The following is a 25998-nucleotide window of genomic DNA, read 5'->3' as shown; positions in this document are numbered from 1 at the left end:
CTCAGGCCTGTGCCGCAAGACGCGCGGCGACCATGATCGCCTTCATCTCGCGCACCGCGTTATCCCAGCCGGCGAAGATTGCGTGCGCAACGATCGCGTGGCCGATGTTCAGTTCGACGATCCCTTCGATCGCCGCGATCGGCTGCACGTTCGTGTAGTGCAGGCCGTGCCCCGCGTTGACCTTGAGCCCGAGCGAGCGGCCCAGTTCGACGCCTTGCACGACGCGCTCGTATTCGCGCCGTTGCGCGGCTTCGTCGTGCGCTTCGGCATAAGCGCCGGTATGCAGTTCGATGACGGGCGCGCCGGCTTCGTGAGCGGCGCGAATCTGCGCGTCGTCGGCGTCGATGAAGAGCGAGACGCGCGAGCCGGCGTCGGCCAGCTGCCTGCACGCATCGCGCACCGCATCGAAGCGGCCGGCGACGTCGAGACCGCCTTCGGTAGTCAGTTCGGCGCGTTTTTCCGGCACGAGGCAGACATCGTGCGGCCGCACGTCGCACGCGATATCGAGCATCTCCTGCGTGACCGCGCATTCGAGGTTCATCCGCGTTTTCAGTTGCGCACGCAATGCGCGCACGTCGGCGTCGACGATATGCCGGCGGTCCTCGCGCAGATGTAGCGTGATCGCGTCGGCGCCCGCCTCTTCGGCCGCCAGCGCCGCGCGGATCGGATCGGGGTAGGAAGTACCGCGCACATTGCGCAGCGTGGCAACGTGGTCGATGTTGACGCCCAGGTCGATCACGTTCGGCGACGTGAGAAAGAAGCTCATAGATTCTGCAGGTCGATCAGGATCTGGCGCGTCGCGAGCGGCGTGCCGCCAAGGTAAGTGTTGAGCAGGAAGCGCATCAGCGTCTTGCTTTGCGCAACCGTCTGCGCACGATGGTAATCGTCCTGCTCCATATCGAGCAAGGTCTGACCCGATACGACGGGCCATTGCGCGGGCAGATCGTCGGAAGCGTCACGCACGCCGCGTTCCGGATCGAACACGTAGCGGCCGCCCGGCACGACCGCCAGGCGCGCGGCGGTTCGATCGAGCGACATCGCGTATCCGGTCTCGCGCAGCAGCACGCGCTCGAACGAACGCAGCACCTGCACCGGCGGTTCGTCGTGCGCGAGGCGCGTGAGTGTCACCACATAGTGGTGAAACAGCTGCGGATGCGGATCTTCGCGCGCACAGAACTTGACGAGCAGTTCGTTCACGTAGAAACCGCACAACAGCGCGTCGCCGGCCAGCGGCAGCATGCCGCCGACCCACTCGGCGCCCGTCAGTGTGCGCATTTCGGACTTGCCGGTCCATGCGAGCGAGAGCGGCTGGAAGGTCTGCAGCACCCCGCGCAGCGCGGAATGCGGGCGCTTGGCGCCTTTCGCAATCAAGGCGAGGCGGCCGTGGTCGCGCGACAGCACATCGAGAATCAGGCTGGTTTCGCGATACGGATAGCTGTGCAGAACGAAGGCCGGCTGTTCGGAGATGCGGTATTCGGAGGCAGGCGCGCGTGATGACGCGCGGCGGGCGGGCCTGGCTGCGCGCGACGCGGCGCGCGTGGGTTCGTCGCCGGGCTGCTGGCTTGCGCTTGCGTTGCGGGTCGCCTGATCGCGGGCTTCGAGCAGCGCTTCGTCGGCGAAGTCGTCGCCGGCCGTGCGCGTCGCGTCGGACTTCTTCGACTTGCTGGATGCCGAAGAAATCGAAGATGTCGTGCGCTTCGCGCGACCGCGAGCGGTACGCTCCTCCGGCGGATCAGACTCCGGTTCCGGCGGCAGCGTCATCCATGCGTCATTCGTACCCATACGCGCGCAGTCCGGCTTCGTTGTCCGCCCACCCGCTCCTCACCTTGATAAAGGTCTCGAGGTACACGGGACCGTCGAACAGCTTTTCCATATCGAGTCGCGCCTCGGTGCTGATCTGCTTCAGCTTCGCGCCCTTCTGGCCGATGATCATCGCCTTGTGCGAATCGCGCTCGACGAGAATCGTGGCGAAGATGCGCCGCAGGCGGCCTTCGGCCTCGAACTTGTCGATGATCACCGTGCTCGTGTACGGCAATTCGTCGCCGGTCCAGCGGAACACTTTCTCGCGCAGAATCTCGGCCGCGAGGAAGCGCTCGCTGCGATCGGTCAGATCGTCTTCGCCGTAGATCGGCTCGCCTTCCGGCAGATACGGCTTCACGGTCTCGAAAAGCCGCTTGATGTCGTCGGGATTCTTCGCCGATAGCGGCACGATCTCCCTGAACTCGCGCAAGGCCGCCATCTTCTGCATGAACGGGAACAGCGTGTCCTTGTCGTTCACGCGATCGAGCTTGTTCGCGATCAGCAGCGTCGGCGCCGACCGCGGAATCAGGTCGAGCACCTGCTGGTCGTCGGGTCCGAAGCGGCCCGCTTCGATCACGAAGAGCACCGCGTCGACGGACGTCAGCGTCGACGTGACCGCGCGGTTCAGCGAGCGGTTCAGCGCGCCGCTGTGGCGCGTCTGGAAGCCGGGCGTATCGACGAAGATGTACTGCGCGTCGTCGAGCGTGCGGATGCCCGTGATGCGGTGGCGCGTGGTCTGCGCCTTGCGCGACGTGATGCTGACTTTCTGGCCGACGAGCGCGTTCATCAGCGTCGACTTGCCGACGTTGGGGCGGCCGACGATGGCAACCATGCCGCAACGAAATCCTGGTGTAATGAGCGTGTTCATATTCGGGGGCTACGCTGCGACTGACCCGGCCGCCGTGCATTGCATCGCGCTCGCGCAAAGCGGTCGCGGTGAAAGCAGAAGCGGGCGGCAAGACGACGATGTTCGGTCAGGTCAAACGCGTGAATCAGTCGGGAGCAATCGTGGTGGATCAATGGCCCGCGTCGGCGACGCGCGTATGCAGCGCGCTCGCGACGCCGGGTTCGAGGTCCGCTTCGGCCGTTGCCGCGCCGGCGGCGTCACGGCTGCGGGCCGTTATCTTTTCGGTGCTGCGTACGGCGGCTTCGAACCTGTCAGCCGGGTTATCCCGGTCCGTCGGATTCGGGGTTGCGTTTCCGCTTGTGTGTCCGCTCGTGTTCCCGCTTGCGCTCCCGTTCACGCTCGCTGCGCGGGTAGCGGGTTCGGGCTTGTCGGCGGATTTGTCTCCAGCCCGGTCTGCGGGACGTTCAATCTTGTCAGCGGCTTTTTCGACGGGTTTGTCTGATTTATCTGTTTTGTCTGCGGGTTTGTCGGTCGCTTTGTCCGCAGCTTTGTCGGCAGGCGTGTCCGCGGCTTTGTCCGAGGGCTTCTCGGTCGCCCTGTCGGCGGTGCGCGCAGCGGCTTCCGGCTTGTCCACCACCTTCTCGCCCTGACGACTCGAAGCTTCGATCGGGTCGCCGGGCGTGTCCGGCGGACGCGTCGCCGCATCGGTCCGCTCGGTCTGCCGGTCGGCGCGGTCGGCTTTTTCGCCGCGCGCGAGCTTGTCGTCAGACCGCTCCGCGCCCTTGTCGCCCGTTCTCTCGAGCTTTTCCGCCTTGTCCGTTTTTTCCGCTTTATCGGTGCCGCCGCCCGTGCCGCCGACGCTGCCCTGAGCCTGGCTGTATTCGACATGCGCGGCGCGAATCACCGCGAGCGGTGCCGCCTGACTCGCCGCAGCCACGGGCGCCGCGCGTTCGGCGAGCGCTTCAGCCGCTGCCTTCGCTTCGCCACGCGCCGCGCGCTCGGCCTTGCGCAGGTCCGGCGCACGCAGATCGAGCGCTGTCTGCACGCCGGTCACGCCCGGGACGATTTCCGCTTCGGCGTTTTTCGCAGCGCGCCCGTTTTTCGACCGCTTCGGCTTCGCCACGACAGCCGGCGCCGCCGCCATCACCTCATCGAGCGCCTTTTTCGCGGCGGCCTGCTCGGCCGCGCGCCGGCTCGCGCCGGAGCCGGACACCTTGACGTCGAGCTTCGGCACCGCGCATTCCACTTCGAACTGCTGATTGTGCGCCGCACCATGGGTAGCGACGACCGTATAAGTGGGCAACGCAATCTTGTGACCCTGCAGGTATTCCTGCAGCAACGTCTTCGCATCCTTGCCCAGCGTGCGCGGATCGATATGGTCGAGAATCGGCACGTACAACCGCTTGATGACCGTCTGCGCAGCCTCGAAGCCGCCGTCGAGGAAAATGGCGCCCAGAATCGCCTCGAGCGCGTCCGCGAGAATAGACGGCCGCCGGAAGCCGCCGCTGCGCAGCTCGCCCTCGCCGAGGCGAAGTCCCTCGGAAATATTAAGGGCCTGAGCGATTTCGTACAGCGATTGCTGTTTAACGAGATTGGCCCGCACCCGCGACAAATCGCCTTCGTCGAGCTTTCCAAACCGCTGGAACAAAAGTGCCGCCACCGCGCAATTGAGAACGGAGTCGCCGAGAAACTCGAGCCGTTCGTTATGCGTGGCGCTATGACTGCGATGAGTGAGAGCCTGGCGTAACAATTCCGCATTGCGAAATTCGTAGCGCAGCCGGCTTTCCAACGGAGATAAAGGCATGGGCAGAGTATAACGCGCGCGCCAGCCCCGGCGAAAACGCGGGCCGGCACGCGAACAGGCGTGGTGAAGCGAAGTTACAACAGGTTCTTAAAGTAGCGTGATAACACGTTGCGCAGATCGCGCTGCGCGATTCGGCGCTGCGATTCGTGCTTCGAGTCGGGTTTGCTTCGGAGCGGCATCCGGGCTTGATCCTGGCCGTGGTTGAGGCCGTGGTCGAGGCCGTGATGTGCGGACCGATTCGATGCGGTGCTTCAGTACCGGCAATCGAATTGCGACGCAACTGTCCTCATGCGTGACGTTCAAGCCGCGATTTCACGGCCAGCAAACGCCGCTTGTACTCGCAAACCGAGCGCAAACCGAAGCATGAACAGAAACGCGAACCGAAGCAGGCGTCGAAGCGGGCGCCTCTCGCGCTCACTGCGCACCGTCCGCTTCGATCCGCGAGGAAGAAGCGGTTCACTGCTCGAACGAGCCGATCCGCTTGAGGTTGCTGAAGTTCATCCAGATGAAGAACGCGCGGCCCACGATATTCGCGTCCGGCACGAAGCCCCAGTAGCGGCTGTCCGCGCTGTTGTCGCGGTTGTCGCCCATCATGAAGTAGTGACCCGGCGGCACTTTGCAGATCACGCCGCGATCGTTGTAGTCGCAGTTGCTGCGAAACGGGTAGTCTTCCGCGCCGACGATGAACGGCGGCACCGCCGGATTATTCAGAATGCGGTTCTTGCGGCCGTCGAGATCTTCTTCGAACTGCTTCGCATAGCCAACGCGCTCTTCATCGAAGTAATCGGGCAGCGGCGTTTCCGGGACCGGCTTGCCGTTGATCGTCAGCTGCTTGTCCTGATACGCGACCACGTCGCCGGGCAAGCCGATCACGCGCTTGATGTAGTCGACCGATTCGTCTTTCGGGTAGCGGAACACGACCACGTCGCCGCGCTGCAGTGGATGGCCCGACGTGATCTTCGTGTTCACGATCGGCAGGCGCAGCCCGTAATCGAACTTATTCACGAGGATAAAGTCGCCGACCAGCAGCGTCGGCACCATCGAGCCCGATGGAATCTTGAACGGCTCGACAACAAACGAGCGCACGACGAACACCACCAGAATGACCGGGAAAAAGCTCGCCGTGTATTCGAGCCACCACGGCTGGCGCAACTTCTCGTCACGTAGTTTTGCGCGCGTTTGCGCGGGGTTTTCATCGGCGAAGCGTTCGCCGACGCGCTCCTGCTGACGGTCGAACTCGGCGACGGCCGCATCCGCCGCCCGCCGCCGCCGCGGCACGAAAAAGAGCTTGTCTGCAACCCATGCGATACCCGTCAAAACGACGAGCACAAAAAGAATCAATGCAAAATTCATCGAGGGGTTCCCGTTGTTCGTCTTATTTGTCTTCGACTCGCAGGATCGCGAGGAACGCCTCCTGCGGAATCTCGACCGAGCCGACCTGCTTCATCCGTTTCTTGCCTTCCTTCTGTTTCTCGAGCAGTTTCTTCTTACGCGTGATGTCGCCGCCGTAACACTTCGCGAGCACGTTCTTGCGCAGCGCCTTGATGTTCTCGCGCGCAATGATGTGCGCGCCGATCGCCGCCTGGATCGCGACGTCGTACATCTGGCGCGGGATGATTTCGCGCATCTTCGCGGCGACTTCGCGGCCGCGATACTGGCTCTGGGCGCGGTGCACGATAACCGACAACGCATCGACCTTGTCGCCGTTGATCAGCATGTCGACCTTCACGACATCGGACGCGCGATACTCCTTGAACTCGTAGTCCATCGACGCGTAGCCGCGCGACACCGACTTCAGCCGGTCGAAGAAGTCGAGCACGATTTCGGCCATCGGAATTTCATAGGTCAGTTGCACCTGCCGGCCGTGGTACTGCATGTTGATCTGACTGCCGCGCTTCTGCGTACACAGCGTGATGACCGACCCGACATAGTCCTGCGGCATGTACAGGTTCACCGTGACGATCGGCTCGCGCACTTCCTCGATCTTCGACGGATCCGGCATCTTCGCGGGATTTTCGACCATCGCGATCGTGCCGTCGCGCTGCAGAACCTCGTACACCACCGTCGGCGCAGTGGTGATCAGGTCCATGTCGAACTCGCGTTCGAGCCGCTCCTGCACGATTTCCATATGCAGGAGGCCAAGGAAGCCGCAACGGAACCCGAAACCGAGTGCCTGCGAAACTTCCGGCTCGTATTGCAGCGACGCGTCGTTGAGCTTCAGCTTTTCGAGCGATTCGCGCAACGCGTCGTACTGGTTCGCTTCGACCGGATAGAGACCGGCGAACACCTGCGGCTTCACTTCCTTGAAACCGGGCAGCGGCTCGGGCGCGGGGTTCTTGACGGTGGTGACCGTATCGCCGACGCGTGCCGCCGTCAGTTCCTTGATGCCCGCGATGATAAAACCGACCTGCCCCGCGGAAAGCGTGTCGAGATTGCGCGACTTCGGCGTGAAAACGCCGACGTGCTCGACCGGATACTCGGCGCCCGTCGCCATCATGCGGATGCGGTCTTTCGTGCGCAGCGTGCCGTTGACGATGCGCACGAGCATCACGACGCCCACGTAGTTATCGAACCACGAATCGATGATGAGCGCCTGCAGCGGCGCGTCCGCATTGCCCTTCGGCGCAGGCACTTTCGCGATCAGCGCTTCGAGCACGTCTTCGACGCCCTGCCCGGTCTTCGCGCTGCAATGCGCGGCATCCGTCGCGTCGATACCGATCACGTCTTCGATTTCGGCAATCGCGCTTTCGGGATTCGCCGCCGGCAGATCGATCTTGTTGAGCACCGGCACGACTTCGACGCCGAGTTCGATCGCGGTGTAGCAGTTAGCTACCGTCTGGGCTTCGACGCCCTGGCTCGCATCGACGACGAGCAGCGCGCCTTCGCATGCGGACAGCGAGCGGCTGACCTCGTACGAGAAGTCGACGTGGCCCGGCGTGTCGATCATGTTCAGGTTGTAGACCTTGCCGTCGCGCGCCTTATACGAGAGCGCCGCGGTCTGCGCCTTGATGGTGATGCCCCGTTCGCGCTCGAGATCCATCGAGTCGAGCACCTGCGATTCCATTTCGCGGTCCGACAGGCCGCCGCAAATCTGGATAATGCGATCGGCAAGCGTCGACTTGCCATGGTCGATGTGCGCGATGATCGAGAAGTTACGAATATGATCCATTCAAGGCCGAACAAGCAAAAAAGGCGCGCTCGGTGGGTCGCGAAGCACGCCTTGTAAACTGACTGAAAAACCTGTCTATTTTAGCCGAAAAGGGGTATCACAGGCGGTTTTGCAGAGAAGGAGCACGGCGGCAGCGCGTCACGCATCGAGGATTCGCTACGATTCGCAGCGAAATTGCGCATGCGGTTTGCGCCGGCAACCGGGAAAAAATGCGTGAGCGATGCATCAGCTAGCCGGCGCATCGAGTCGCGCGGCCAGCACCGCACGCACGCGCGCGGCGTCCAGATGATAGCGGCACAACTCGACACCATCGCATATCAATACCGGCACGGCTTCGTTGTAGCGTGCTTCGAGCGCGGGATCGTCGTCGATATCGACGACGTCGACACGCGCGCCGGATTCGACGAGAAGCGGTTCGAGCGCCGCGCGCATGTCGTCGCAAAGATGACACCATGCGCGCCCGTAAAGCGTGAATACCAGCGGCGCACGCGACGCCGCCGGGTTCGCTTCAGTGGTTGCGTGCGTCGCCTGAGCGGCCGCTTCCGGGGTCGCGTCGCGGACCAACGAGCGGGTGCCTGAACGCGTCACTGAGCGGGTCACTGAGCGGGTAACTGAGCGGGTCACTGAGCGATCGCTGAGCACATCACTTCGGCGACGACGCGCGCGGACGGATCGGCACGAACTGCGTGTTGTCGCCGCGACGCACGAGCAGCGCGACCATCTTCTGCGGATCGAGATGCGAGGTGAGCTCGTTGAACTGCTTCGCGCTCGTCACGTCGGTGTCGCCAATCCGCAGGATGATGTCGCCCTTCTCGAGCCCGACGCGCGCGGCCGGCCCGTCGACCGCATCGACCTGCACACCGTTGCGCAGCTTCAGCGTCTTGAGCTGATCAGCGGGGATGTCGCTGACGGCGATGCCCAGCGCGTTCGACGGCTGCTGTTTCGGCGCAGGCGGCTTGCGCTGGTCGGCGCGGGTGGTCTTCTCGGGCTGCATCTCGGCGACCGTAACCGACAGGTCGCGCGTCTGGCCCTTGCGCCAGATCGTGATGGACGTCTTCGTGCCCGGCTTCGTGTCGCCGACCATGCGCGGCAGATCGGTTGCGGTATCGACCGGGTGCCCGTTGAACTTCAGGATGATGTCGCCCGGCTGCACGCCTGCCTTGTCGGCCGGACCGCCCGGTTCGACGCTGCTCACGAGCGCGCCTTGCGCCTTCGGCAGGCCGAGCGAATCGGCGACGTCCTTCGTGACTTCCCCGATCGCGACTGCGATCCGGCCGCGCACGACCTTGCCCGACGTCTTCAGCTGATCGGCGACGCGCATCGCTTCGTCGATCGGAATCGCGAACGAGATGCCCATAAAGCCGCCCGTGCGGCTGTAGATCTGCGAGTTGATGCCGATCACCTCGCCTTGCATATTGATGAGCGGGCCGCCCGAGTTGCCGGGATTCACCGCGACGTCGGTCTGGATAAACGGCAGGTAGTCGCCCGTATCGCGGCCCTTCGCGCTGACGATGCCGGCCGTCACCGTATTCTCGAGGCCGAACGGCGAACCGATCGCAACCACCCATTCGCCGACGCGGACCTTGTTCGAGTCGCCGATCGTGACGGTCGGCAGATTCGTCGCGTTGATTTTCACGACCGCGACGTCGGTGCGCTCGTCGACGCCGATCAGTTTCGCCTTGAATTCGCGCTTGTCGGTCAGCGTGACGTAGATCGTGTCGGCATCGTCGATGACGTGCGCATTGGTCATCACGTAACCGTCAGACGACAGGATGAAGCCGGAGCCGACGCCGCTGTTCGTTTCGGAATCGCTGTTGTCCTGCTGCGAGTCTCCACCGCCCTGCCCGCCTTGACTGCCCTGATTGTCGCTGCCGCCCCCGCCGCCGCCATGGGGGGACTGTGGCGACTGCGGCATCGGAATGCCGAAGAAGCGGCGGAAAAATTCAGACATATCGCCGTCATCGAGCCCCGGCGGCAAGCCGCGGTTGCTGGTCGGCACGTGCGCGGTCGTCCGGATATTGACGACCGCGGGGCCGACCTTGTCGACGAGGTCGGTGAAATCGGGAAGGCTTGCCGCGGGAGCCGCCGCCGCCGTATGCGGCAGAAACGGCAGGCAAGCCGCTAGCAACGCGGCCGCGAGGAATTTGCGCACCGAGAGATTCGTCATGTCGTCGTAAACCGATGGATTACCTGGGAGCCTTGTATTCTATGGCAGACGCGAACTGCTGCAACGTGACCTGGGGCACTTCGCCAAGCAGGGTTATCCAGAAGTCCCCGCGGCGCTTGACGAGCACATGGGTCGCCCCCGTGCTGCCCGCGCCTTCCTTCCGGGTATTCTTTTCGACGGGCTCGACGAAGATCGAAATAGCCGCGAGGCCATCCGAAAACACCATTTGATCGACGGGAATCGGCGGATTGCCCGGATCGTGCGCGGCCATCGGGCGCCGCAACTCCCGGATCTTCCTGAAGCCCGGCACGTTCGGCGCGATCTGCCAACCCTGCGCTTCCATATTGACCGGCTCGAGCGGCGGGTGCACGACCGTCCATCCGGCTGTATTGCGAATGCCCGCGGCGATCGGTGTTTTGTCGACGGGCACGCCGATGCGAATTTGCGAAAACGACAGTTGCTCGAGCACGTCGCCGTTTGGATCGAGCGTCTGTGCGCGCAGCAGCAAGCCGGTTTTCTTATCGGCCCACAGCTTGTACGCGAAACGATACTGGTCCTTCGGGTCGAGCTCGATCACGTCGGCCTCGAGGCCCGCGACACGATCGCGTCCGAGAATTTTCGGCTCATAGACCGACAGCACGTCGTCGCTGCTCGCCGACAGCAGGGCGGGGAATGAATCCTTGTTCTGCCGCTGCTCGACAACGCACAGATGCCGTTCGGGTATGAACGTGTAGAGCTCGTCGTTATGGCGCAGCATTCTGCGCGGCTTGCCGTCGAGACTCTCGAGCTGCTCGTATTCGCCGTCGTTGCGCGTCGCATAGTGCGAAATGCGCGAAGTCTGCACGAACGCGCCGCGCTGGTAGACGAAGGCGCCTTCGTAATTCTGCTGCTGCGCAGCCTCATGAATCCGATTCAGCAGTTCGGCCGCCTGATGGCGGGCCGACGAATCGTCCTGCGCGAATGCGCGAGGCGAGGCGGATAACGCTGAAAGCAACGCGGCTGCACAGAACACAAGTGTCGGCAGCCGTCCCCAGGTTTTCGTTTTATTGAACCGCAAAGTCTGCATCGAGCTATCGATCCTGTGGACCCTACCGGCCTTGCGTCGTCGTGACGGCCGCACGGATCAGCGGCATCGCGCCGCCCATCGACGGCTGCTGCGCGAATTGCTGATGGGCCTCGAGATATTGATCGAGACTCGCGTCGCGGATGATGTTCGCATCCTGCACCGCCGGCTGCGCGGTCGCGGCCGGCATCGACGCCATCGCCACGCGCTCTACGCGATCGCCCGACCGGTCACCCGACGATAGCGAGGCGATCTGCGATGCATTCTGCAGACCCGTATTCACGCCCTGCAGTTGCGGCACGACGATCCATGTCAGCGTGGCCGCCGCCGCTGCCACCGCGAACGCGGGCACGAGACGCAGACCGAACCGCTTGGGCTGCGCGGCGCCGCTCGCGCGCGATGCCGCGGGCGCGACAATATGCGCTTCGTTTTCGAAGCGCGCCGCAAAGCCGCTCATGAACGCGCGACTGGCGCTTGCGCCCAGTGCGAGATCGTCGGAACGCAATGCGTCGCCGATCAGGTGATAGTTCGACCACGCCGCGCGATCCTCATGATCGAACGCGGCGATGAACGCATCGGAGTCTTCTCCTTGCCATTCACCGTCGATCAATGCAGACAGACGCTCGCCGCGCGAGCCCGTTTGCAGACTGGCCTGCGAGTTCGCTTGCACATGCAACGAAACCGACCCCATGATGCTCCCCATCCTTACAGACCCCGTAGTGACACCACCTGACCCAGATATTGGACCGCTGCCCCGACGCGACTGATAGCCGAACACCGGCCAACTACTAGCGAATTACCAGCGCGAAATACCAGCGCGAACTACCAGCGCTTACCCTCGGGTGTGTCCAGCAGCGGACGCAATTTTGCCGCAATGGCTTCGCGAGCACGGAAAATTCTCGATCTGACGGTGCCGATCGGGCAACCCATCATTTCGGCGATTTCCTCGTAGCTCAATCCCTCAATTTCACGAAGAGTAATGGCGGTGCGCAGCTCTTCCGGTAAAACCGCCATCGCAGCATTGACCGTCTCTGCGATCTGCTTGCTCATCAACATCGACTCGGGCGTGTTGATATCCCTTAGTTGGTCGGCATCCGAGAAAGTTTCAGCTTCTTCAGCGTCCGCTTCGGTGGACGTGGGCGCCCGCCGGCCCTGCGTCGCAAGGTAGTTCTTCGCCGTATTCACGGCAATCCGGTACAACCACGTATAGAAAGCCGACTCGCCGCGGAATTGCGGAAGCGCCCGGTACGCCTTGATGAACGCATCCTGGGCCACGTCCTCGACCTCGGCCGGATCCCGCACGAGGCGTGAGATCAGCCGGATGATCTTGCGGTGGTATTTCGTGACCAGAAGCTCGAACGCGGCCTTGTCGCCGTTCTGCACGCGCTCGACCAGCACCTGATCAATTTCTTTTTCGCTCACCTGATAAATCCGTTAGCAAGGGGCCCGCGGGGGCACCATTGTAGCGTCCCCTTCATCCCGTCACGTTACAGCAGTAACGGCGGTAACAGTCGTTACATTGCCCCGTGCGCGGCGCGCCTGGCCTGTACCGACAGTTCACGAAAATGGTCGGAGCAAAGCATGTCGGCGGTGACCAGCAACGTGCGGGAACGGCCATTGTCGCTTACCACCGCAACGGACAGCAGCCAGCCGCTCCATTGCCCGAAGCCCGCGACACGCCCCTCTGCGATCGGCTTCCCGGCGCGGTTCCACGCTCTCAAACCATCCGGCCCGATTTTAAGCGACGCGGGGCGGCGGCGCACATCATGCACCCATGCGAGGCACAGCATGGCGAGCATCGCGAGTGCCGCGACTGCGGCATGCGGCCATCCGGCGCGCGGCATCAGCGTCGTGAAAACCGCTGCGGCCGCAATCGCGATGAAGGCCGCGGTCGAACCATGCAGCAAGGCGGATCGCCGCAGCACGATGCGCTGCGACGATCCGCCGTGGGATTCCTGCGATGGTTGCCTATGCGACTGCGTCAAACGGTAAGGCCGCTTATGCGCGCTTGAACACCAGTGTCCCGTTCGTGCCGCCGAACCCGAACGAGTTCTTCAGCGCGACATCGATCTTCATCTCCCGCGCGGTGTTCGCGCAGTAGTCGAGATCGCATTGCGGATCCTGGTTGAAGATGTTGATGGTCGGCGGCGACACCTGATGATGCAAGGCGAGCACCGTGAACACGGACTCGAGGCCGCCGGCGCCGCCGAGCAGGTGCCCGGTCATCGACTTCGTCGAGTTAACGACGATTTTCTTCGCGTGATCGCCGAACGCGCGCTTGATGCCGGTCGTTTCCGCGAGATCGCCCAGCGGGGTCGACGTGCCATGCGCATTCAGATAACCGACTTCGTCTGCGTTGATGCGCGCGTTCTTCATCGCGGCCAGCATGCAGCGGCGTGCACCATCGCCGTCTTCGAGCGGCGCGGTCATGTGGTACGCGTCGCCGCTCATGCCGTAGCCCGCCACTTCGGCGTAGATCTTCGCGCCGCGCGCCTTCGCGTGTTCGTACTCTTCGAGCACCATCACGCCCGCGCCTTCGCCGAGCACGAAACCGTCGCGGTCCTTGTCCCACGGACGGCTCGCCGTCGCCGGGTCGTCATTGCGCTGCGACAGCGCGCGCGCCGCCGCGAAACCGCCGATGCCGAGCGGCGACACGGTCGATTCCGCGCCGCCCGCGATCATCACGTCGGCGTCGCCGTATTCGATCAGACGCGAAGCTTCGCCGATGCAATGCAGGCCCGTCGTGCACGCCGTAACCATCGACAGATTCGGGCCCTTCAGGCCGAACTTGATCGACAGATGGCCCGAAATCATGTTGATGATCGACGCCGGTACGAAGAACGGCGAGATGCGGCGCGGGCCGCGGTTCAACAGTTCGGTCTGCGTGATTTCGATCATCGGCAGGCCGCCGATGCCCGAGCCGACGACAACACCGACGCGTTCGGCCAGCGCTTCGTCGATCGCGAGGCCGCTATCCTTGATCGCCTGCATGCCCGCCGCGATGCCGTAATGGATGAACGTGTCCATATGGCGCGCTTCCTTGGCCGGAATGTATTCCTCGACGCTGAAGCCTTTGACCTCGCCGGCGAAGCGAGTGGAGAAATTCGACGTGTCGAACTTCGTGATGTCGGCGATGCCGGATTTGCCGGCGACCAGATTGGCCCATCCATCGGCAACATTATTGCCAACAGGCGAAATCAGCCCCAGGCCTGTAACAACAACACGACGGCGGCTCACGGTAACCCCTTTTCCATAGAATGACGAAAGCGAAAGCGGCAGATTCAGCCCAAAGCAAAAGCCACAGCGGTAACAGGAAACGAGCCTGTGTACCCTGTGGCTATGAGCCTGGCATGAATGCCGGAAGCGGCGGCCCGGCCGCCTGTTCCACGCGCGGCGCGCAGGCCATGGTGCGGCGGCGCGCCGACACGGACGATGCGGGCGGCGCCGGCAGATGCGAAGACCACGCGGGCGACGACCATGCAGGCAGCGACGCTGGCGCGAATGACCTTAGGCCTTGACGTTGGCGCGAGCGTAGTCGATCGCTTGCTGCACCGTGGTGATCTTCTCGGCTTCTTCATCCGGAATTTCCATGCCGAATTCGTCTTCGAGGGCCATCACGAGTTCGACGGTATCGAGCGAATCAGCGCCGAGATCGTTGACGAACGAGGCTTCGTTCTTGATTTCCGCTTCGGCGACGCCCAGTTGTTCCGCAACGATCTTCTTAACGCGTTGTTCGATGTTGTCCATTACCCCTCCAAGGGAAAAAAGTTCATAAATACAGGTGCGCGCATTTTATCAGGTTTGCCCCGCGGAAAAACGGCGCGCACGTTGCTGCCAAGGCTCCGTCCGCGCACGCGCGAAACTGCGCTGCGGCGCGGATAGTAACCGAATTTGATTACGACATATACATGCCGCCGTTTACGTGCAATTCGACGCCCGTGATGTAGGCGGCTTGCGGCGATGCGAGGAACGCGACCGCGTAGGCGATCTCTTCCGGCGTGCCCAGACGCCCCAGCGGCACCTGTGCCTTCAATGCGGTCTGCTGCTCTTCGGGCAGCACGCGCGTCATGTCGGTATCGATGAAGCCCGGCGCGACGCAGTTCACCGTGACGCCGCGGCTACCGATCTCGCGGGCCAGCGCGCGCGTCATACCGGCCACGCCGGCCTTCGCCGCCGCATAGTTCGCCTGGCCCGGGTTGCCCGACGCGCCGACGATCGACGTGATGTTGACGATGCGCCCACCCCGCGCCTTCATCATCGGGCGCAGCACCGCGCGCGAAAGACGGAACACGGCCTTCAGATTCGTATCGAGCACGGCGTCCCAGTCTTCGTCTTTCATGCGCATCGCGAGCTGGTCCTGCGTGATGCCCGCGTTATTCACGAGTACGTTGAGCGAACCGAATTCCTTCACCGTGCCGTCGATCAGCGCTTCGACAGCAGCGGCGTCGTTGACGTCGAGCACCGCGCCGCGGCCGTGCAGATTCGCTTCGCGAAACGCTTCGGTGATCGCTTGCGCGCCGCTCTCGCTGGTCGCCGTGCCGACCACGGTTGCGCCCTGACGCGCGAGTTCGAGCGCGATCGCGCGACCAATGCCGCGCGATGCGCCGGTGACCACTGCGATCTGCTTGTCGAGAGATTTTTCCATCGTTGAATTCCGCTGTGATTCTGCCTGGGTTCCGCTTGCCCGCTGTTCGCAGGCGGTTTAAACCAATCCGCGGCGGCGGCCGTGTGCGATCGATTGTGTTGGCCGTTGGTGGTCCGCCATTTTATTCGCCGTGGCGCTGCCGCTTCGTAACCGCGCGTGTGGTGCCGTGCCTGCCCTGCGTCACGTCAAGCGTTCGCGAGCTTCAGCGCTTCGTCGAGCGACGCCGGATCGACGATTGCCGCGCCGCCGAGATTGCCGTCGATGCGTTTCGTGAGGCCAGCAAGCACCTTGCCCGGACCGCATTCGAATACCTGCGTCACGCCCTCTTTCGCCATCGCCCGCACGCATTCGACCCAGCGCACCGCACCGGCCGCCTGGCGCACGAGCGCGTCCTTGATCGCAGCCGGCTCGCGGACCATCGCGACGTCGACATTGTTGATCACCGAGATCGACGGCACTTCGATTTCGACATTCGCGAGATAGGTACGCAGTTGATCGGAAGCGGGCTTGAGCAGCGACGAGTGGAACGGCGCCGACACCGGCAGCGGCAGCGCGCGCTTCGCGCCCTTCGCCTTGGCGATTTCGCACGCTTTTTCCACCGCGGCCCTATGGCCCGCGATCACGACCTGCGCGGGCGCATTGAAGTTGACGGCCTCGACCGAGCCTTCGGACGATGCTTCGCTGCACGCGGCGCGCACCGTATCGTCGTCGAGGCCGAGAATCGCGGCCATGCCGCCGACGCCGACCGGCACCGCGCTCTGCATCGCTTGCGCGCGAAAACGCACGAGCGGCACCGCGTCGCGAAACTTGAGCGCGCCGGCCGCGACAAGCGCCGTGTATTCGCCGAGGCTGTGGCCCGCGACGATAGCCGGCGCGGGGCCGCCGGCCACCTGCCATGCGCGGTAAATCGCATAGGCTGCAGTCAGCATGACGGGCTGCGTATTCGTCGTCAGATTCAGATCGTCTGCCGGGCCTTCGGCGATCAGCTTGCCGATGTCCTGGTTCAGTGCGTCCGACGCTTCCTGGACCGTCTCGCGCACAACAGGATGATCGCTGAACGCGTTCAGCATGCCGACCGATTGCGAGCCTTGGCCCGGAAAAACGAACGCAAATTTCATATCGCCCCCAAAATCGATGAATTCAGATGTGCGCGGCGAGGCGCGCGATGCCGTCTTTTGCATGCGCGCGCTCCTGCGTACGCGCAAGCAGCATGTGTGCTATCGCGCTGTTGCCGCCCTTACGGCCCTCACCGCCGTTGCATAGGCGAGCGGCACGCGGCCGTCGTCACGAAAGAACTGCGGCAGGAACTGGCCGGCCGTCAGAAACGGATCACCGAAGCGCCCCATGTAAAGCCGCCGCCGACGCCTTCGATCAGCACGTTATGCCCGCGCTTGATGCGGCCGTCGCGGACCGCGACGTCGAGTGCGAGCGGGATGGACGCAGCCGACGTATTACCGTGCTCGTGCACGGTGACGATCATGCGCTCCTGAGGCAAGCCTAGCTTGCGACACGTGCTTTGCATGATGCGGATGTTGGCCTGATGCGGAATCAGCCAGTCGATTTCTTCGGCCTTGAGGTTCGCTTTTTCGAGCGCTTCGACCGCGACCTTCTCGAGCACGCCGACCGCGAGCTTGAACACCGCCTGGCCGTCCATGTGCAGGAACGCGCTGCCCGACACCACACCGCCGCTCACATTGCCCGGCGTGCAAAGGATGCTCGAGTAGCTGCCGTCCGCGTGCAGCGCGTTCGAAAGCACGCCCGGCTCGTTCGATGCCTGCAGTACGACCGCGCCCGCGCCGTCGCCGAACAGCACGCACGTGGTGCGATCGTTGAAATCGAGAATGCGCGAAAACGTCTCGGCACCGACGACGAGCGCGGTGCGATGCTGGCCGCTACGGATAAAGCTGTCCGCCGTCGCGACGGCGTAGGCGAAACCCGAGCACACGGCCTGCACGTCGAATGCGGCGCCGGTGTTCCTGATGCCGAGCTTGTTCTGCAACAGACAAGCGGTGCTCGGAAACACGAAATCGGGCGTCGAGGTTGCGACGATGATGAGGTCGATCGATTGCGGATCGACATCGGCGGCTTCGATCGCGCGCTGCGAAGCGAAGAGGGCCAGGTCGCTCGTCGTGACTTCGGGATCAGCGAAATGACGTGCGTGGATGCCCGTGCGGGCAACGATCCATTCGTCGCTCGTCTCGACACCCTGCTTCGCGAGACGATCGGCCAGTTCCTGATTGGAGATGCGTTGCGGCGGCAGATAACTGCCGGTGCCCAGCACGCGGGAGTAAAGAGTGGATTGCGCCATTATGCCTTCGAGGATGATGCGGCGTAGGGCCCGGCACGACCTGTGCGGCCTGCGAGAGGATCGACCGCAGGACTGGCGGCAGGACTAGCAGCGGAGCCCGCGGGACCGTCGGAGCCCACCGCACCGGCGGATGAACCGGCGGGATTCGCCGGATCGTCCGCGCCGGGCTCAGGAGTCGGCCCGGGGGTCGATGTGGCGGTCGATGCGGCGGTCAACTTCGCGGGACTGCCCGATCCGGATGAAGCGGCCAGATCCGGCGAAGCGCCGCCCGCCGTGCTGCTCGCGTCGCGCGCGGCTTGCGCCGTCTGCGTTGCCTGTTCGAGGGAACCCGCGTTCTCGTCCATCGCGCGCGCCAGACGGTCGAGCACGCCATTTTTGACGGCATCATACCCGCGTTTGATGGCCCATTCAAACGCGTACGCATCGGCGGACCCGTGGCTCTTGATCACGAGACTGCGCAGGCCGAGCAGCGCGGCGCCGTTGTATTGCCGATGATCGACACGCTTCTTGAAACGCAGCAGCACCGGCAGCGCGAGCACCGCCATCACCTTCGTGAGCCACGAGCGGCCGAACTCTTCCTTGATGATGTCGGAGAGCATCTGCGCGAGGCCTTCAGACGTCTTCAACGCAACGTTGCCGACAAAACCGTCGCAGACGATCACATCGGTCGTTCCCTTGTAGATGTCGTCGCCTTCGACGTTGCCGCGGAAATTCAGCGTGCTCGCGCGCAGCAGTTCGCCGGCGCGCTTGATCGTCTCGTTGCCCTTGATCATCTCTTCGCCGATGTTCAGCAGACCGATGGTCGGACGCTCCTTGCCCTCGAGTGCCGACACGAGCGCGTGGCCCATCTCGGCGAACTGCAGCAGATGCTGCGGCTCGCAATCGACGTTCGCGCCAAGGTCCAGCATCATCGTATAGCCGGTCGGGTTCGGCAGCGCGAACGCGATCGCCGGGCGCTCGATGCCGGGCAGCGTTTTGAGCACGTAGCGGGAGACCGCCATCAGCGCGCCGGTGTTGCCGGCGGAGATGCAGGCCTGTGCGTCGTCATCCTTCACGCGGTTCAGTGCGACGCGCATCGACGAGTCTTTCTTTTTGCGCAGCGCAACCTCGACCGGATCGTCCATGGCGACGATCTCGCTCGCCGGCACGACCGTCAGCGCCGGCTCGTTCAATGCTTTCAGCTTCTTCAGTTGCGCGCGGATCGCGCTCTCGATGCCGACCAGCATCAGTTGCGCGTCGGGATGCGAGCGAACGAAGTTGACGGCAGCCGGGACGGTCACGGACGGGCCGTGGTCGCCTCCCATGCAATCGATCGTGAGTTTTACAGTCATCGAGTGCGACGAATTTCAGACACAAAAAAGCGGCAAGTGAATGCCGCCTTTTCGATGTGCCGGGAAAATGTCAGGCGAGTGTCTGTCAAGCCGATACGAAACAGCCTGATCGTTGAATCCGCTGCAATGGCCGCAGCGCAAACCGCAGCCGCGCAACCGGCAGCGACGGACCGATCGCCGCGCGCAACGCCTATGAACGGGCGCAACACGCTCTCGCCGATTAGTCGTTCTTCGTCTTGACGACTTTCTTGCCGCGGTAGTAGCCGTTCGGGCTGATGTGGTGACGCAGATGCACTTCACCCGTGCTCGGCTCGACTGCGAGCGGCGCCGTGTTGAGGAAATCGTGCGAACGGTGCATGCCACGCTTCGACGGCGACTTCTTGTTTTGTTGAACTGCCATGATAACTCCTGAAAATTTTCCGAATTCTAACACAGCGCGATGTCGCGACCGCCACTGGCAGGCTTGCTAACCGGCCCACCTCGCGGTCCACTCGGCGGTCCACTTTCTGACCGCCCCGCGCTACCCCTGCAACCTGTTCAGTGCTTGCCGCCCGAATTGCCCGGCCCGTCGTCGGATTCGTCATCCGACTCGGCCGGACCCTTCGACTTCAGGCCTTGCAACACTGCAAACGGATTCGGCCGTTCCGGCTCGGCTCCGCTTTTTTCATCTGCTTCGTCGTGCTCGTCGCTGCCCTCCGTACCGGCCGCGCCCGAGCTCAGACTTTCGTGCACGTCGGGGCAGACCTCGTGCTTCGGCACGAGCGGCAGCGACAGCAACAATTCTTCTTCGATCAGTTCGACGAGATCGAACTGGCGCGAGCCCACGATCACATCGACTTCATCTTCATCGAGCGGAAACTCTTCAGCTTCCGCTTCAGTGCCGACGATGCGATAAATCGCATCGACATTGAATGCCTGCTCGTACGGCGCAAGACAGCGCTGACATTCGAGCCACGCGCTGCCGTGAATCGCGAGCCGCAAATACGGCTGCGGTCCTTCGGTGCCGTCGTCCTGCAATTCCGGCTGCGTCGATCCTTCGGCTTGCCAGGTGAAAGCGGTATCGCGTTCGTCTGCTGGCGCGTCCGCCGGAACTTCGTTTAACATGCGCGGCAGTTGCGAAACGCGCACGACGCCGGCCGCTTGCCGCCCACTGCGCGCAAACTCGAACAGGTCGAGTTGCCGTGGATCAACGGTGCCAGGCGTACCTTTGTGCTGAGTCGAATGCGTCATATGCGTCCCCTGCTGCCTGCATTTTCCAGCTCTCTTTTCAGCTCATTTTCCCGCTCATTTTCCCGCTCATTTTCCCGCTCATTTTCCCGCTATCGCCGCCCGCCCGCTTCGCTTTTACCTGCGCTGCGAGGCGCGTGCGAGGTGCTTGCGGGCATGCTTGCGGGCATCTGGCAAGACGTGCGGCAAAACCCGGCAGGCCTTGCCGCAAAGGGATTCCCCAAAAGACCTGCCGCGAAGGATTCAGCGAAAAATCGAGAAACCCGGAGATCACGCAGCGCTTTCCGCAGGAGCCTCGCCAGAAAAGCCCAAAACTATATCCGTTTTGTCTTTTCGAGTCAAACACTTAAGCCGCGCTTTGCGGCGCCGCACGCGGACCACCTTTCATAACCCGTTCTTCACCATGCCGGAACCGTTCAAAAGCCCGCCCCAACGCCCGCCCCGCCTGATTCTCGCGTCGAGTTCGCGCTACCGCCGCGAGCTGCTCGAACGCCTGCGCATCCCGTTCGATGTCGCCGTGCCGGACCTCGACGAGACGCCGCATGCCGGCGAAAGCCCGCAAGCGACCGCGCTGCGCCTCGCCGAGGCGAAAGCGCGTGCGGTCGCGGCAAGCCTCGCCGCCGGCGACGAAGCGCTCATCATCGGCTCCGACCAGGTCGCCACTTTCGACGACCTGCAGATCGGCAAGCCCGGCACTCACGAAAAAGCGCTCGCGCAGTTGCAGGCAATGCGCGGCCGCGACGTACTGTTCCACAGCGCGCTATGCCTCTTCGACAGCCGCTCGGATCAGGCACAACGCGTCGATGTCGTGACGCGCGTGCGCTTCCGGAAGCTTCCCGACGCCGCGCTCGACGCGTATCTGAGAGCCGAAACGCCGTACGACGTTGCCGGCAGCGCGAAGGCCGAAGGGCTCGGCATCACGCTCATCGAGGCCATCGAATCGGACGACCCGACCGCGCTGATCGGCCTGCCGCTGATCGCGTTGTCGGGCCTGCTGCTCGCCGCGGGCTATCCGCTCTGGGGGATGCAATGACCGGCGTGCTTTATCTGATCCCGAACACGCTCGGCGACGGCGACGCGAGTGCGCTCGACGCCGTGCTTCCCGCGCCGGTTCGCGCGCGCGCCGCGACACTTGGCTATTACATCGGCGAAAACGCAAAGACCACGCGCGCATTTCTGAAGAAAGTCGGCACCGGGAGGCCGATCCAGGAAATCGAGATTCGCGAGCTCAACGTGAACACGCCCGCCGGTGAAATCGACCGGCTGCTCGCGCCGATTCTCGCCGGAACCGACGCGGGGCTCGTATCGGAAGCCGGCTGCCCCGCCGTCGCCGATCCGGGCGCGCTGCTCGTGCGGCGCGCGCATGAGCGCGGCATCAAGGTCGTGCCGTTCGTCGGCCCGAGTTCGATTCTGCTGGCGTTGATGGCGTCGGGCCTGAACGGCCAGAGCTTCGCCTTCCACGGCTACCTGCCCGTCGATGCGGGCGAGCGCGCAAAGCGCTTGCGCGAACTCGAACAGCAGTCGCGCAAGGCGAAACAGACACAGATCTTCATCGAAACGCCGTATCGCAATCGCGCTCTGCTCGATACGCTGATCGCATCGTGCGCGCCGTCGACGCTTGTCTGTGTCGCAGTCGATCTGACGCTCGCGAGTGAAACGATCGTGAGCCGCGCGATCAGTGACTGGAAGAGGAAGCCGGCGCCCGACTTGCACAAGCGGCCGGCGATTTTTCTGCTGCTGGCAGTTTAGATCGCGACGGCGACAGCGCGAGCCGAGACGCCATCCGGTGTCGCACCACGTCGAGCCGCTCGACGCGCGCGGCACCGCCCGCGCGTTACCGCAAATTGAGCTTTCCGCCGGCAATCATCGCGTGAATCGCTGCACTGCCGACCGCCGCGCCGAACTTGCGCGCCACGCGGTCGGTGATGCTTTCCTTCACCGTGTAGTCGACGACATCCGGCGCCTTGATGATTTCGCGCGCGACATAGTCGGTATCGCCGAAGCCGTCCGCAAGCCCTAGTTCGACGCTTTTCTCGCCGGTCCAGAACAGGCCCGAGAAAATGTCCGGCGTCTCGTGCAGCCGCTTGCCGCGGCCCCGGCGTACCGCGTCGATGAATTGCGTATGGATCTGGTCGAGCATCTGTTGTGCGTGCGCGTCCATCTTCGGCGTGTCGGGCGAGAACGGGTCGAAGAAGCCCTTGTTTTCGCCGGACGTATGCAGCCGCCGCTGGATGCCGAGCTTGTCCATCAGACCGGTAAAGCCGAAGCCGTCCATCAGCACGCCGATCGAGCCGACGATGCTCGCCTTGTCGACATAGATCCTGTCCGCCGCGGCAGCCACATAGTAGCCACCCGACGCGCACATATCGCCGACCACGACATAAAGCGGAATCGACGGATGCTTGCTGCGCAGCCGCCGGATCTCGCTATAGATGATGCCCGCCTGCACCGGGCTGCCGCCCGGGCTGTTGCAATGCAGAACCACACCGGCGGTGCCGGCATCGTCGAATGCATCGTCGAGCGCGGAGTTGATGTCGTCCGCGTTCGCATTGGTATCCGACGAAATCTCGCCGTCGAGCGAAACGAGCGCGGTATGACGGCCCGTCGCCGCGACATGGTCGCCCGTCAGATCGAACACGCCCCAGCCGATCGCGACGAGAATCGCGAGAAACACGAAGCGGAAGAAGATGCGCCAGCGCCGCGCGGCACGCTGCTCGGCAATCGCGGCGAGCGCGATGCGTTCGAGCGCGGCGCGCTCCCAGCCGGGCTCGTGGTCGGCCACGGACTTTTGCGCAGCCGCTTTGGCCGCTTCGTGGGAATCGGGAGTGAGATTGTCAGACATGCGTTGCCGCCTGCATCGATTGGATTGCTGTTACGGGAATTGAACGGGATGATCGGGGTGCTTCGGGTCCGGCGCTCAGCGGCCCAGACTCAGCGGCCCAGACTCAGCGGCCCAGACTCAGCGGCCCCAAACCCAGCGGCCGAAGCTCGTCATCCGGTAGCCAGAATACCGCGCGCCCTTCAGGCGTTTCGCGCTCTTCGACGCGCACCGGACGCAACCGCCCGCCACGGCATGGACCGCCGACGCATTTCCCCGTATCGGGCGCGTAGATCGCGCCGTGCGTCGAGCACATCAAGTATAAACCCGACGATTCGAAGAACTGACCTTCGACCCAGTCGAGTTCCATCGGCACGTGCGCGCAGCGGTTCAGGTAGCCGTATGCGGTGCCATCGTAGCGCACGAAGAATACAACGACGTTACCGTCGCCACAGGTCGCGTCGCGCCGCACGCCGGCGCCGCCGTCGACGAGGTCGTCGGATGCGCACACGCGCACGGGATCGGGCGATGCGGCGTTTTCGCTCATCATGCGTGCTCGCGCAACCAGTCGGACAGCGAGCCGATGCTTTCGGCGATGTACTTCGGTCCGAAAGCCGATAGCGAGTCGGCCGGATGCGCGCCGTAAGCGACGCCGATGCCGGCAACGCCCGCGTTCGCCGCCATTTGCAGGTCGTGCGTCGTGTCGCCGATCATCACGGTGCGCGCCGGGTCCTGCCCGAGTTCGCGCGTCAACTCGTGCAGCATCGCCGGGTGCGGTTTCGAGAAGGTTTCGTCGGCGCAGCGCGTGCCGTCGAACACGCTCGTCAGACGCACCTGATCGAGCGCGCGGTTCAGACCGACGCGGCTCTTGCCGGTTGCGATCGCCAGCAGGTAACCGGTTTCGCGCAGTTCGGCCAGCAATTCGCGCGCGCCGGCAAAGAGCTCGGTGGTCGGATCTTTGACGAGGAAATGGAAGCGATAGCGCTCCGCAAGCCGCGGATAGTCGGCCGGGTCCAGCGTCGGCGCGGCGATTTGCAGCGCATCGCGCAGGCCGAGGCCGATCACATAGCTCGCCGCCTCGGTCGCCGGCACCGGCAACCCCAGATCGCGGCACGCGGCCTGAATGCTGCGCGCAATATGCGCGGTCGAATCCATCAGCGTGCCGTCCCAGTCGAAGACGATCAGATCAAATTGCTGTCGAGCCATGCGTGTGCGTCTCGTTATCGGAGGAAATAAGGGTAGAAATGCTCGATGAAGGACCGGAGGGATTCTGCCCGTTCAGCTCGGCAAGCTGTGAAATAAAGCGCCGGCACTCGTCCGGCAGCCGCGCCTCGAACTGCAGCGTCTCGCCGGTCGCCGGATGCGTGATCTTGAGCCGGTACGCGTGCAAAAACATGCGTTTCAGCCCCGGCACGGCGTTCGCACGCGCGAGCGCCTTGTTCAGCGCGAAATCGCCGTACTTCGCGTCGCCGACGATCGGCAGCCCCAGGTGAGCCAGATGGACGCGTATCTGATGCGTGCGCCCCGTTTTCAGCTCCGCTTCGAGAAATACGTACTCGGGCCAGCGATCGACGAGATTGAACACCGTATGCGACGGCAATCCGTCCGGCTGGACGCGCACGCGGCGCTCGCCGTCGGGCAGCAGGTATTTGTGAAGCGGCTCCTTGACCGCGCGGCGGCGGCCCCAGTCGCTCGCCCATGCACCGTGCGCGCATGCGTAATAGCGCTTGTCGACGCGGTTCTCGCGAATCTGCTCGTGCAGATCGACGAGCGCCGCGCGTTTTTTCGCGAGCATCAGCACGCCCGACGTTTCGCGGTCGAGCCTGTGTACCAGTTCGAGGAACTTCGCCTGCGGCCGCGCCGCGCGCAGCTGCTCAATCACGCCGAACGCAACGCCGCTGCCGCCGTGCACGGCGACGCCGGCCGGCTTGTCGATCACGAGCAGGTGGTCGTCTTCGAACAGGATGGTGAAATGGGCGGAAGGCGGCGGCGGCGCCGCCTCGGCCGCGCCGTGCGCAATGCGAATCGGCGGCACGCGGACGAGGTCGCCGTACGCAAGCCTGTATTGCGCATCGACGCGCCCCTTGTTGACGCGCACTTCCCCGCTGCGCAGGATGCGATAAATATGGCTCTTTGGCACACCTTTACAGATGCGCAATAAAAAATTATCGATCCGCTGACCTGCCGCACCGTCGTCGATTTCGATCATCGACACCTGATCACCTGCGACCGGTTTCTGCGAATTTTTGCCTAACTCTTTCATTCTGAATATAATTTGCCCAGCAGTCTGCAGCGGGAGCGGGTTCGGCCTGCGCCATGGAACCGACGCCGGTAGCCCGAGCGCGGTCCAAATGAGGTTCAAATGCGGTTAAAGCGCAGTCGAACCACAGCCGAATCGCAGCCAAACCGCGCGCGGATTGCACAGGTGCAGGTGTTAAACCAACATCTTACTTGCGCCAGGGGCGCGTTGCTCACCCCAAAACGAGATGCAACAAGTTGCACGCACGGAAGCCGTGCCCGGCAGGGACAGCGCCCAGAGGCGCGTTCGGTCGAAACGGCTCCGACGGTAACGGAACTTTGGTCAAAAAGAATTTGACGGGCGCGCCTTGCTTCGATGCGAAGCGCGCCGGTGGCGAAAATACGGCGAGCGCCCATGGCGTCCTGCGAGGAAATGCGGGACTTGGCGACGTCAAAAATCAGGCGAGACAGCTTAGAGCGGGACATCGCGGTGCACAGCGAATCCCATGCGTTAGACCGCAGCCTTCGCCCGTCCGGTTCAGCGCCCAGTTGGCGCGCCGGCGGGAATGGATGAAGGCACA

At 63.6% G+C, this 25998-nt stretch carries 25 protein-coding genes and 1 pseudogene; 2 read left to right on the top strand and 24 right to left on the bottom strand.

Annotated features, from left to right (window positions below):
* Position 1: 1 nt before the first annotated feature.
* The 20 genes and pseudogenes from pdxJ to QYH69_RS21000 all read right to left on the bottom strand — a co-directional run bounded on the left by pdxJ (position 2) and on the right by QYH69_RS21000 (position 20364).
* The gene (gene pdxJ / locus QYH69_RS21095; protein WP_308833739.1) at positions 2–766 is read right to left on the bottom strand and encodes a pyridoxine 5'-phosphate synthase; all 765 of its coding nucleotides are present in this window, start codon (positions 764–766) and stop codon (positions 2–4) included.
* On the bottom strand, positions 763–1782 hold the full coding sequence (gene recO, locus QYH69_RS21090) for a DNA repair protein RecO (protein ID WP_308833738.1): 1020 nt from the start codon (positions 1780–1782) through the stop codon (positions 763–765). The genes pdxJ and recO overlap by 4 nt, the downstream gene beginning before the upstream one ends.
* Entirely contained in the window at positions 1769–2632 is an 864-nt protein-coding gene (gene era, locus QYH69_RS21085) for a GTPase Era (protein WP_308833737.1), read from the bottom strand. Before era ends, recO begins: the two co-directional genes overlap by 14 nt.
* A gap of 184 nt (positions 2633–2816) precedes the next feature.
* Entirely contained in the window at positions 2817–4451 is a 1635-nt protein-coding gene (rnc, locus tag QYH69_RS21080) for a ribonuclease III (RefSeq protein ID WP_374992465.1), read from the bottom strand.
* Between the two features lie 456 nt (positions 4452–4907).
* Positions 4908–5804, bottom strand: coding sequence for a signal peptidase I (lepB, locus tag QYH69_RS21075; protein WP_308833736.1), 897 nt, complete (start codon positions 5802–5804; stop codon positions 4908–4910).
* A gap of 22 nt (positions 5805–5826) precedes the next feature.
* A complete protein-coding gene (gene lepA / locus QYH69_RS21070) occupies positions 5827–7620 on the bottom strand; it encodes a translation elongation factor 4 (RefSeq protein WP_308833735.1) in 1794 nt (597 codons plus the stop codon).
* A 225-nt stretch (positions 7621–7845) separates the two neighbouring features.
* Positions 7846–8100 (bottom strand): glutaredoxin family protein, encoded by a 255-nt coding sequence (locus QYH69_RS21065; protein ID WP_308833813.1) that lies wholly within the window; start codon positions 8098–8100, stop codon positions 7846–7848.
* Between the two features lie 163 nt (positions 8101–8263).
* On the bottom strand, positions 8264–9787 hold the full coding sequence (locus QYH69_RS21060; protein ID WP_308833734.1) for a DegQ family serine endoprotease: 1524 nt from the start codon (positions 9785–9787) through the stop codon (positions 8264–8266).
* A gap of 19 nt (positions 9788–9806) precedes the next feature.
* Complete coding sequence (locus tag QYH69_RS21055; RefSeq protein ID WP_308833733.1) at positions 9807–10853, bottom strand: MucB/RseB C-terminal domain-containing protein; 1047 nt, start codon at positions 10851–10853, stop codon at positions 9807–9809.
* 22 nt (positions 10854–10875) lie between these two features.
* Positions 10876–11541: a sigma-E factor negative regulatory protein gene (locus QYH69_RS21050; RefSeq protein WP_308833731.1), complete on the bottom strand. Its 666-nt coding sequence runs from the start codon at positions 11539–11541 to the stop codon at positions 10876–10878.
* A gap of 131 nt (positions 11542–11672) precedes the next feature.
* Positions 11673–12272, bottom strand: coding sequence for an RNA polymerase sigma factor RpoE (gene rpoE, locus QYH69_RS21045; protein WP_075157742.1), 600 nt, complete (start codon positions 12270–12272; stop codon positions 11673–11675).
* 92 nt (positions 12273–12364) lie between these two features.
* A complete protein-coding gene (locus QYH69_RS21040; protein WP_308833730.1) occupies positions 12365–12775 on the bottom strand; it encodes a protein YgfX in 411 nt (136 codons plus the stop codon).
* Between the two features lie 73 nt (positions 12776–12848).
* A complete protein-coding gene (fabF, locus tag QYH69_RS21035; protein ID WP_308833729.1) occupies positions 12849–14087 on the bottom strand; it encodes a beta-ketoacyl-ACP synthase II in 1239 nt (412 codons plus the stop codon).
* Between the two features lie 270 nt (positions 14088–14357).
* Positions 14358–14597 carry an acyl carrier protein gene (acpP, locus tag QYH69_RS21030; RefSeq protein WP_004197638.1) on the bottom strand — a complete coding sequence of 80 codons (240 nt, stop codon included), beginning with the start codon at positions 14595–14597 and terminating at the stop codon, positions 14358–14360.
* Positions 14598–14745: 148 nt separating this feature from the next.
* Positions 14746–15495: a 3-oxoacyl-ACP reductase FabG gene (gene fabG, locus QYH69_RS21025; protein ID WP_308833728.1), complete on the bottom strand. Its 750-nt coding sequence runs from the start codon at positions 15493–15495 to the stop codon at positions 14746–14748.
* A 185-nt stretch (positions 15496–15680) separates the two neighbouring features.
* Positions 15681–16613, bottom strand: coding sequence for an ACP S-malonyltransferase (gene fabD / locus QYH69_RS21020; protein ID WP_308833812.1), 933 nt, complete (start codon positions 16611–16613; stop codon positions 15681–15683).
* A 200-nt stretch (positions 16614–16813) separates the two neighbouring features.
* Positions 16814–17803 carry a beta-ketoacyl-ACP synthase III gene (locus QYH69_RS21015; RefSeq protein WP_308833727.1) on the bottom strand — a complete coding sequence of 330 codons (990 nt, stop codon included), beginning with the start codon at positions 17801–17803 and terminating at the stop codon, positions 16814–16816.
* A gap of 331 nt (positions 17804–18134) precedes the next feature.
* Positions 18135–19134, bottom strand: a pseudogene (gene plsX, locus QYH69_RS21010) (phosphate acyltransferase PlsX); the annotation flags it as partial.
* Between the two features lie 220 nt (positions 19135–19354).
* Complete coding sequence (gene rpmF / locus QYH69_RS21005) at positions 19355–19534, bottom strand: 50S ribosomal protein L32 (protein ID WP_219799365.1); 180 nt, start codon at positions 19532–19534, stop codon at positions 19355–19357.
* 137 nt (positions 19535–19671) lie between these two features.
* Complete coding sequence (locus QYH69_RS21000; RefSeq protein ID WP_308833726.1) at positions 19672–20364, bottom strand: DUF177 domain-containing protein; 693 nt, start codon at positions 20362–20364, stop codon at positions 19672–19674.
* A gap of 400 nt (positions 20365–20764) precedes the next feature.
* On the opposite strand from QYH69_RS21000, the gene QYH69_RS20995 reads away from it, so the two are divergent.
* Both QYH69_RS20995 and QYH69_RS20990 read left to right on the top strand, forming a co-directional pair.
* Positions 20765–21394 carry a Maf-like protein gene (locus tag QYH69_RS20995; protein WP_308833725.1) on the top strand — a complete coding sequence of 210 codons (630 nt, stop codon included), beginning with the start codon at positions 20765–20767 and terminating at the stop codon, positions 21392–21394.
* Positions 21391–22110, top strand: coding sequence for an SAM-dependent methyltransferase (locus QYH69_RS20990; protein ID WP_308833724.1), 720 nt, complete (start codon positions 21391–21393; stop codon positions 22108–22110). Before QYH69_RS20995 ends, QYH69_RS20990 begins: the two co-directional genes overlap by 4 nt.
* Positions 22111–22195: 85 nt before the next feature.
* On the opposite strand, the gene QYH69_RS20985 is transcribed toward QYH69_RS20990, so the two are convergent.
* The 4 genes from QYH69_RS20985 to QYH69_RS20970 all read right to left on the bottom strand — a co-directional run bounded on the left by QYH69_RS20985 (position 22196) and on the right by QYH69_RS20970 (position 25442).
* Entirely contained in the window at positions 22196–23203 is a 1008-nt protein-coding gene (locus QYH69_RS20985; RefSeq protein ID WP_308833723.1) for a S49 family peptidase, read from the bottom strand.
* Positions 23204–23306: 103 nt separating this feature from the next.
* Positions 23307–23729 (bottom strand): Rieske 2Fe-2S domain-containing protein, encoded by a 423-nt coding sequence (locus QYH69_RS20980; protein WP_308833722.1) that lies wholly within the window; start codon positions 23727–23729, stop codon positions 23307–23309.
* Positions 23726–24385 (bottom strand): HAD-IIIA family hydrolase, encoded by a 660-nt coding sequence (locus QYH69_RS20975; protein ID WP_308833721.1) that lies wholly within the window; start codon positions 24383–24385, stop codon positions 23726–23728. Before QYH69_RS20975 ends, QYH69_RS20980 begins: the two co-directional genes overlap by 4 nt.
* A complete protein-coding gene (locus QYH69_RS20970; protein WP_308833720.1) occupies positions 24366–25442 on the bottom strand; it encodes an RluA family pseudouridine synthase in 1077 nt (358 codons plus the stop codon). The genes QYH69_RS20975 and QYH69_RS20970 overlap by 20 nt, the downstream gene beginning before the upstream one ends.
* Between the last annotated feature and the right edge of the window lie 556 nt (positions 25443–25998).

Origin of the sequence: Paraburkholderia sp. SARCC-3016 (assembly GCF_031119615.1) — a bacterium.
Lineage (GTDB): Bacteria > Pseudomonadota > Gammaproteobacteria > Burkholderiales > Burkholderiaceae > Paraburkholderia.
This window is presented reverse-complemented; position numbering and strand designations above follow the sequence as displayed.

Coding starts and splice junctions, on each gene's coding strand:
- fabD (WP_308833812.1), bottom strand. CDS start 16,613: ATGAAATTTGCGTTCGTTTTTCCGGGCCAAGGCTCGCAATCGGTCGGC.
- QYH69_RS21000 (WP_308833726.1), bottom strand. CDS start 20,364: ATGACGCATTCGACTCAGCACAAAGGTACGCCTGGCACCGTTGATCCA.
- QYH69_RS20980 (WP_308833722.1), bottom strand. CDS start 23,729: ATGATGAGCGAAAACGCCGCATCGCCCGATCCCGTGCGCGTGTGCGCA.
- era (WP_308833737.1), bottom strand. CDS start 2,632: ATGGTTGCCATCGTCGGCCGCCCCAACGTCGGCAAGTCGACGCTGATG.
- pdxJ (WP_308833739.1), bottom strand. CDS start 766: ATGAGCTTCTTTCTCACGTCGCCGAACGTGATCGACCTGGGCGTCAAC.
- QYH69_RS21050 (WP_308833731.1), bottom strand. CDS start 11,541: ATGGGGTCGGTTTCGTTGCATGTGCAAGCGAACTCGCAGGCCAGTCTG.
- QYH69_RS21015 (WP_308833727.1), bottom strand. CDS start 17,803: ATGGCGCAATCCACTCTTTACTCCCGCGTGCTGGGCACCGGCAGTTAT.
- rnc (WP_374992465.1), bottom strand. CDS start 4,451: ATGCCTTTATCTCCGTTGGAAAGCCGGCTGCGCTACGAATTTCGCAAT.
- fabG (WP_308833728.1), bottom strand. CDS start 15,495: ATGGAAAAATCTCTCGACAAGCAGATCGCAGTGGTCACCGGCGCATCG.
- QYH69_RS21060 (WP_308833734.1), bottom strand. CDS start 9,787: ATGACGAATCTCTCGGTGCGCAAATTCCTCGCGGCCGCGTTGCTAGCG.
- QYH69_RS20995 (WP_308833725.1), top strand. CDS start 20,765: ATGCCGGAACCGTTCAAAAGCCCGCCCCAACGCCCGCCCCGCCTGATT.
- QYH69_RS21055 (WP_308833733.1), bottom strand. CDS start 10,853: ATGCAGACTTTGCGGTTCAATAAAACGAAAACCTGGGGACGGCTGCCG.
- lepA (WP_308833735.1), bottom strand. CDS start 7,620: ATGGATCATATTCGTAACTTCTCGATCATCGCGCACATCGACCATGGC.
- acpP (WP_004197638.1), bottom strand. CDS start 14,597: ATGGACAACATCGAACAACGCGTTAAGAAGATCGTTGCGGAACAACTG.
- recO (WP_308833738.1), bottom strand. CDS start 1,782: ATGGGTACGAATGACGCATGGATGACGCTGCCGCCGGAACCGGAGTCT.
- lepB (WP_308833736.1), bottom strand. CDS start 5,804: ATGAATTTTGCATTGATTCTTTTTGTGCTCGTCGTTTTGACGGGTATC.
- QYH69_RS20985 (WP_308833723.1), bottom strand. CDS start 23,203: ATGTCTGACAATCTCACTCCCGATTCCCACGAAGCGGCCAAAGCGGCT.
- QYH69_RS20990 (WP_308833724.1), top strand. CDS start 21,391: ATGACCGGCGTGCTTTATCTGATCCCGAACACGCTCGGCGACGGCGAC.
- rpmF (WP_219799365.1), bottom strand. CDS start 19,534: ATGGCAGTTCAACAAAACAAGAAGTCGCCGTCGAAGCGTGGCATGCAC.
- QYH69_RS20975 (WP_308833721.1), bottom strand. CDS start 24,385: ATGGCTCGACAGCAATTTGATCTGATCGTCTTCGACTGGGACGGCACG.
- QYH69_RS20970 (WP_308833720.1), bottom strand. CDS start 25,442: ATGAAAGAGTTAGGCAAAAATTCGCAGAAACCGGTCGCAGGTGATCAG.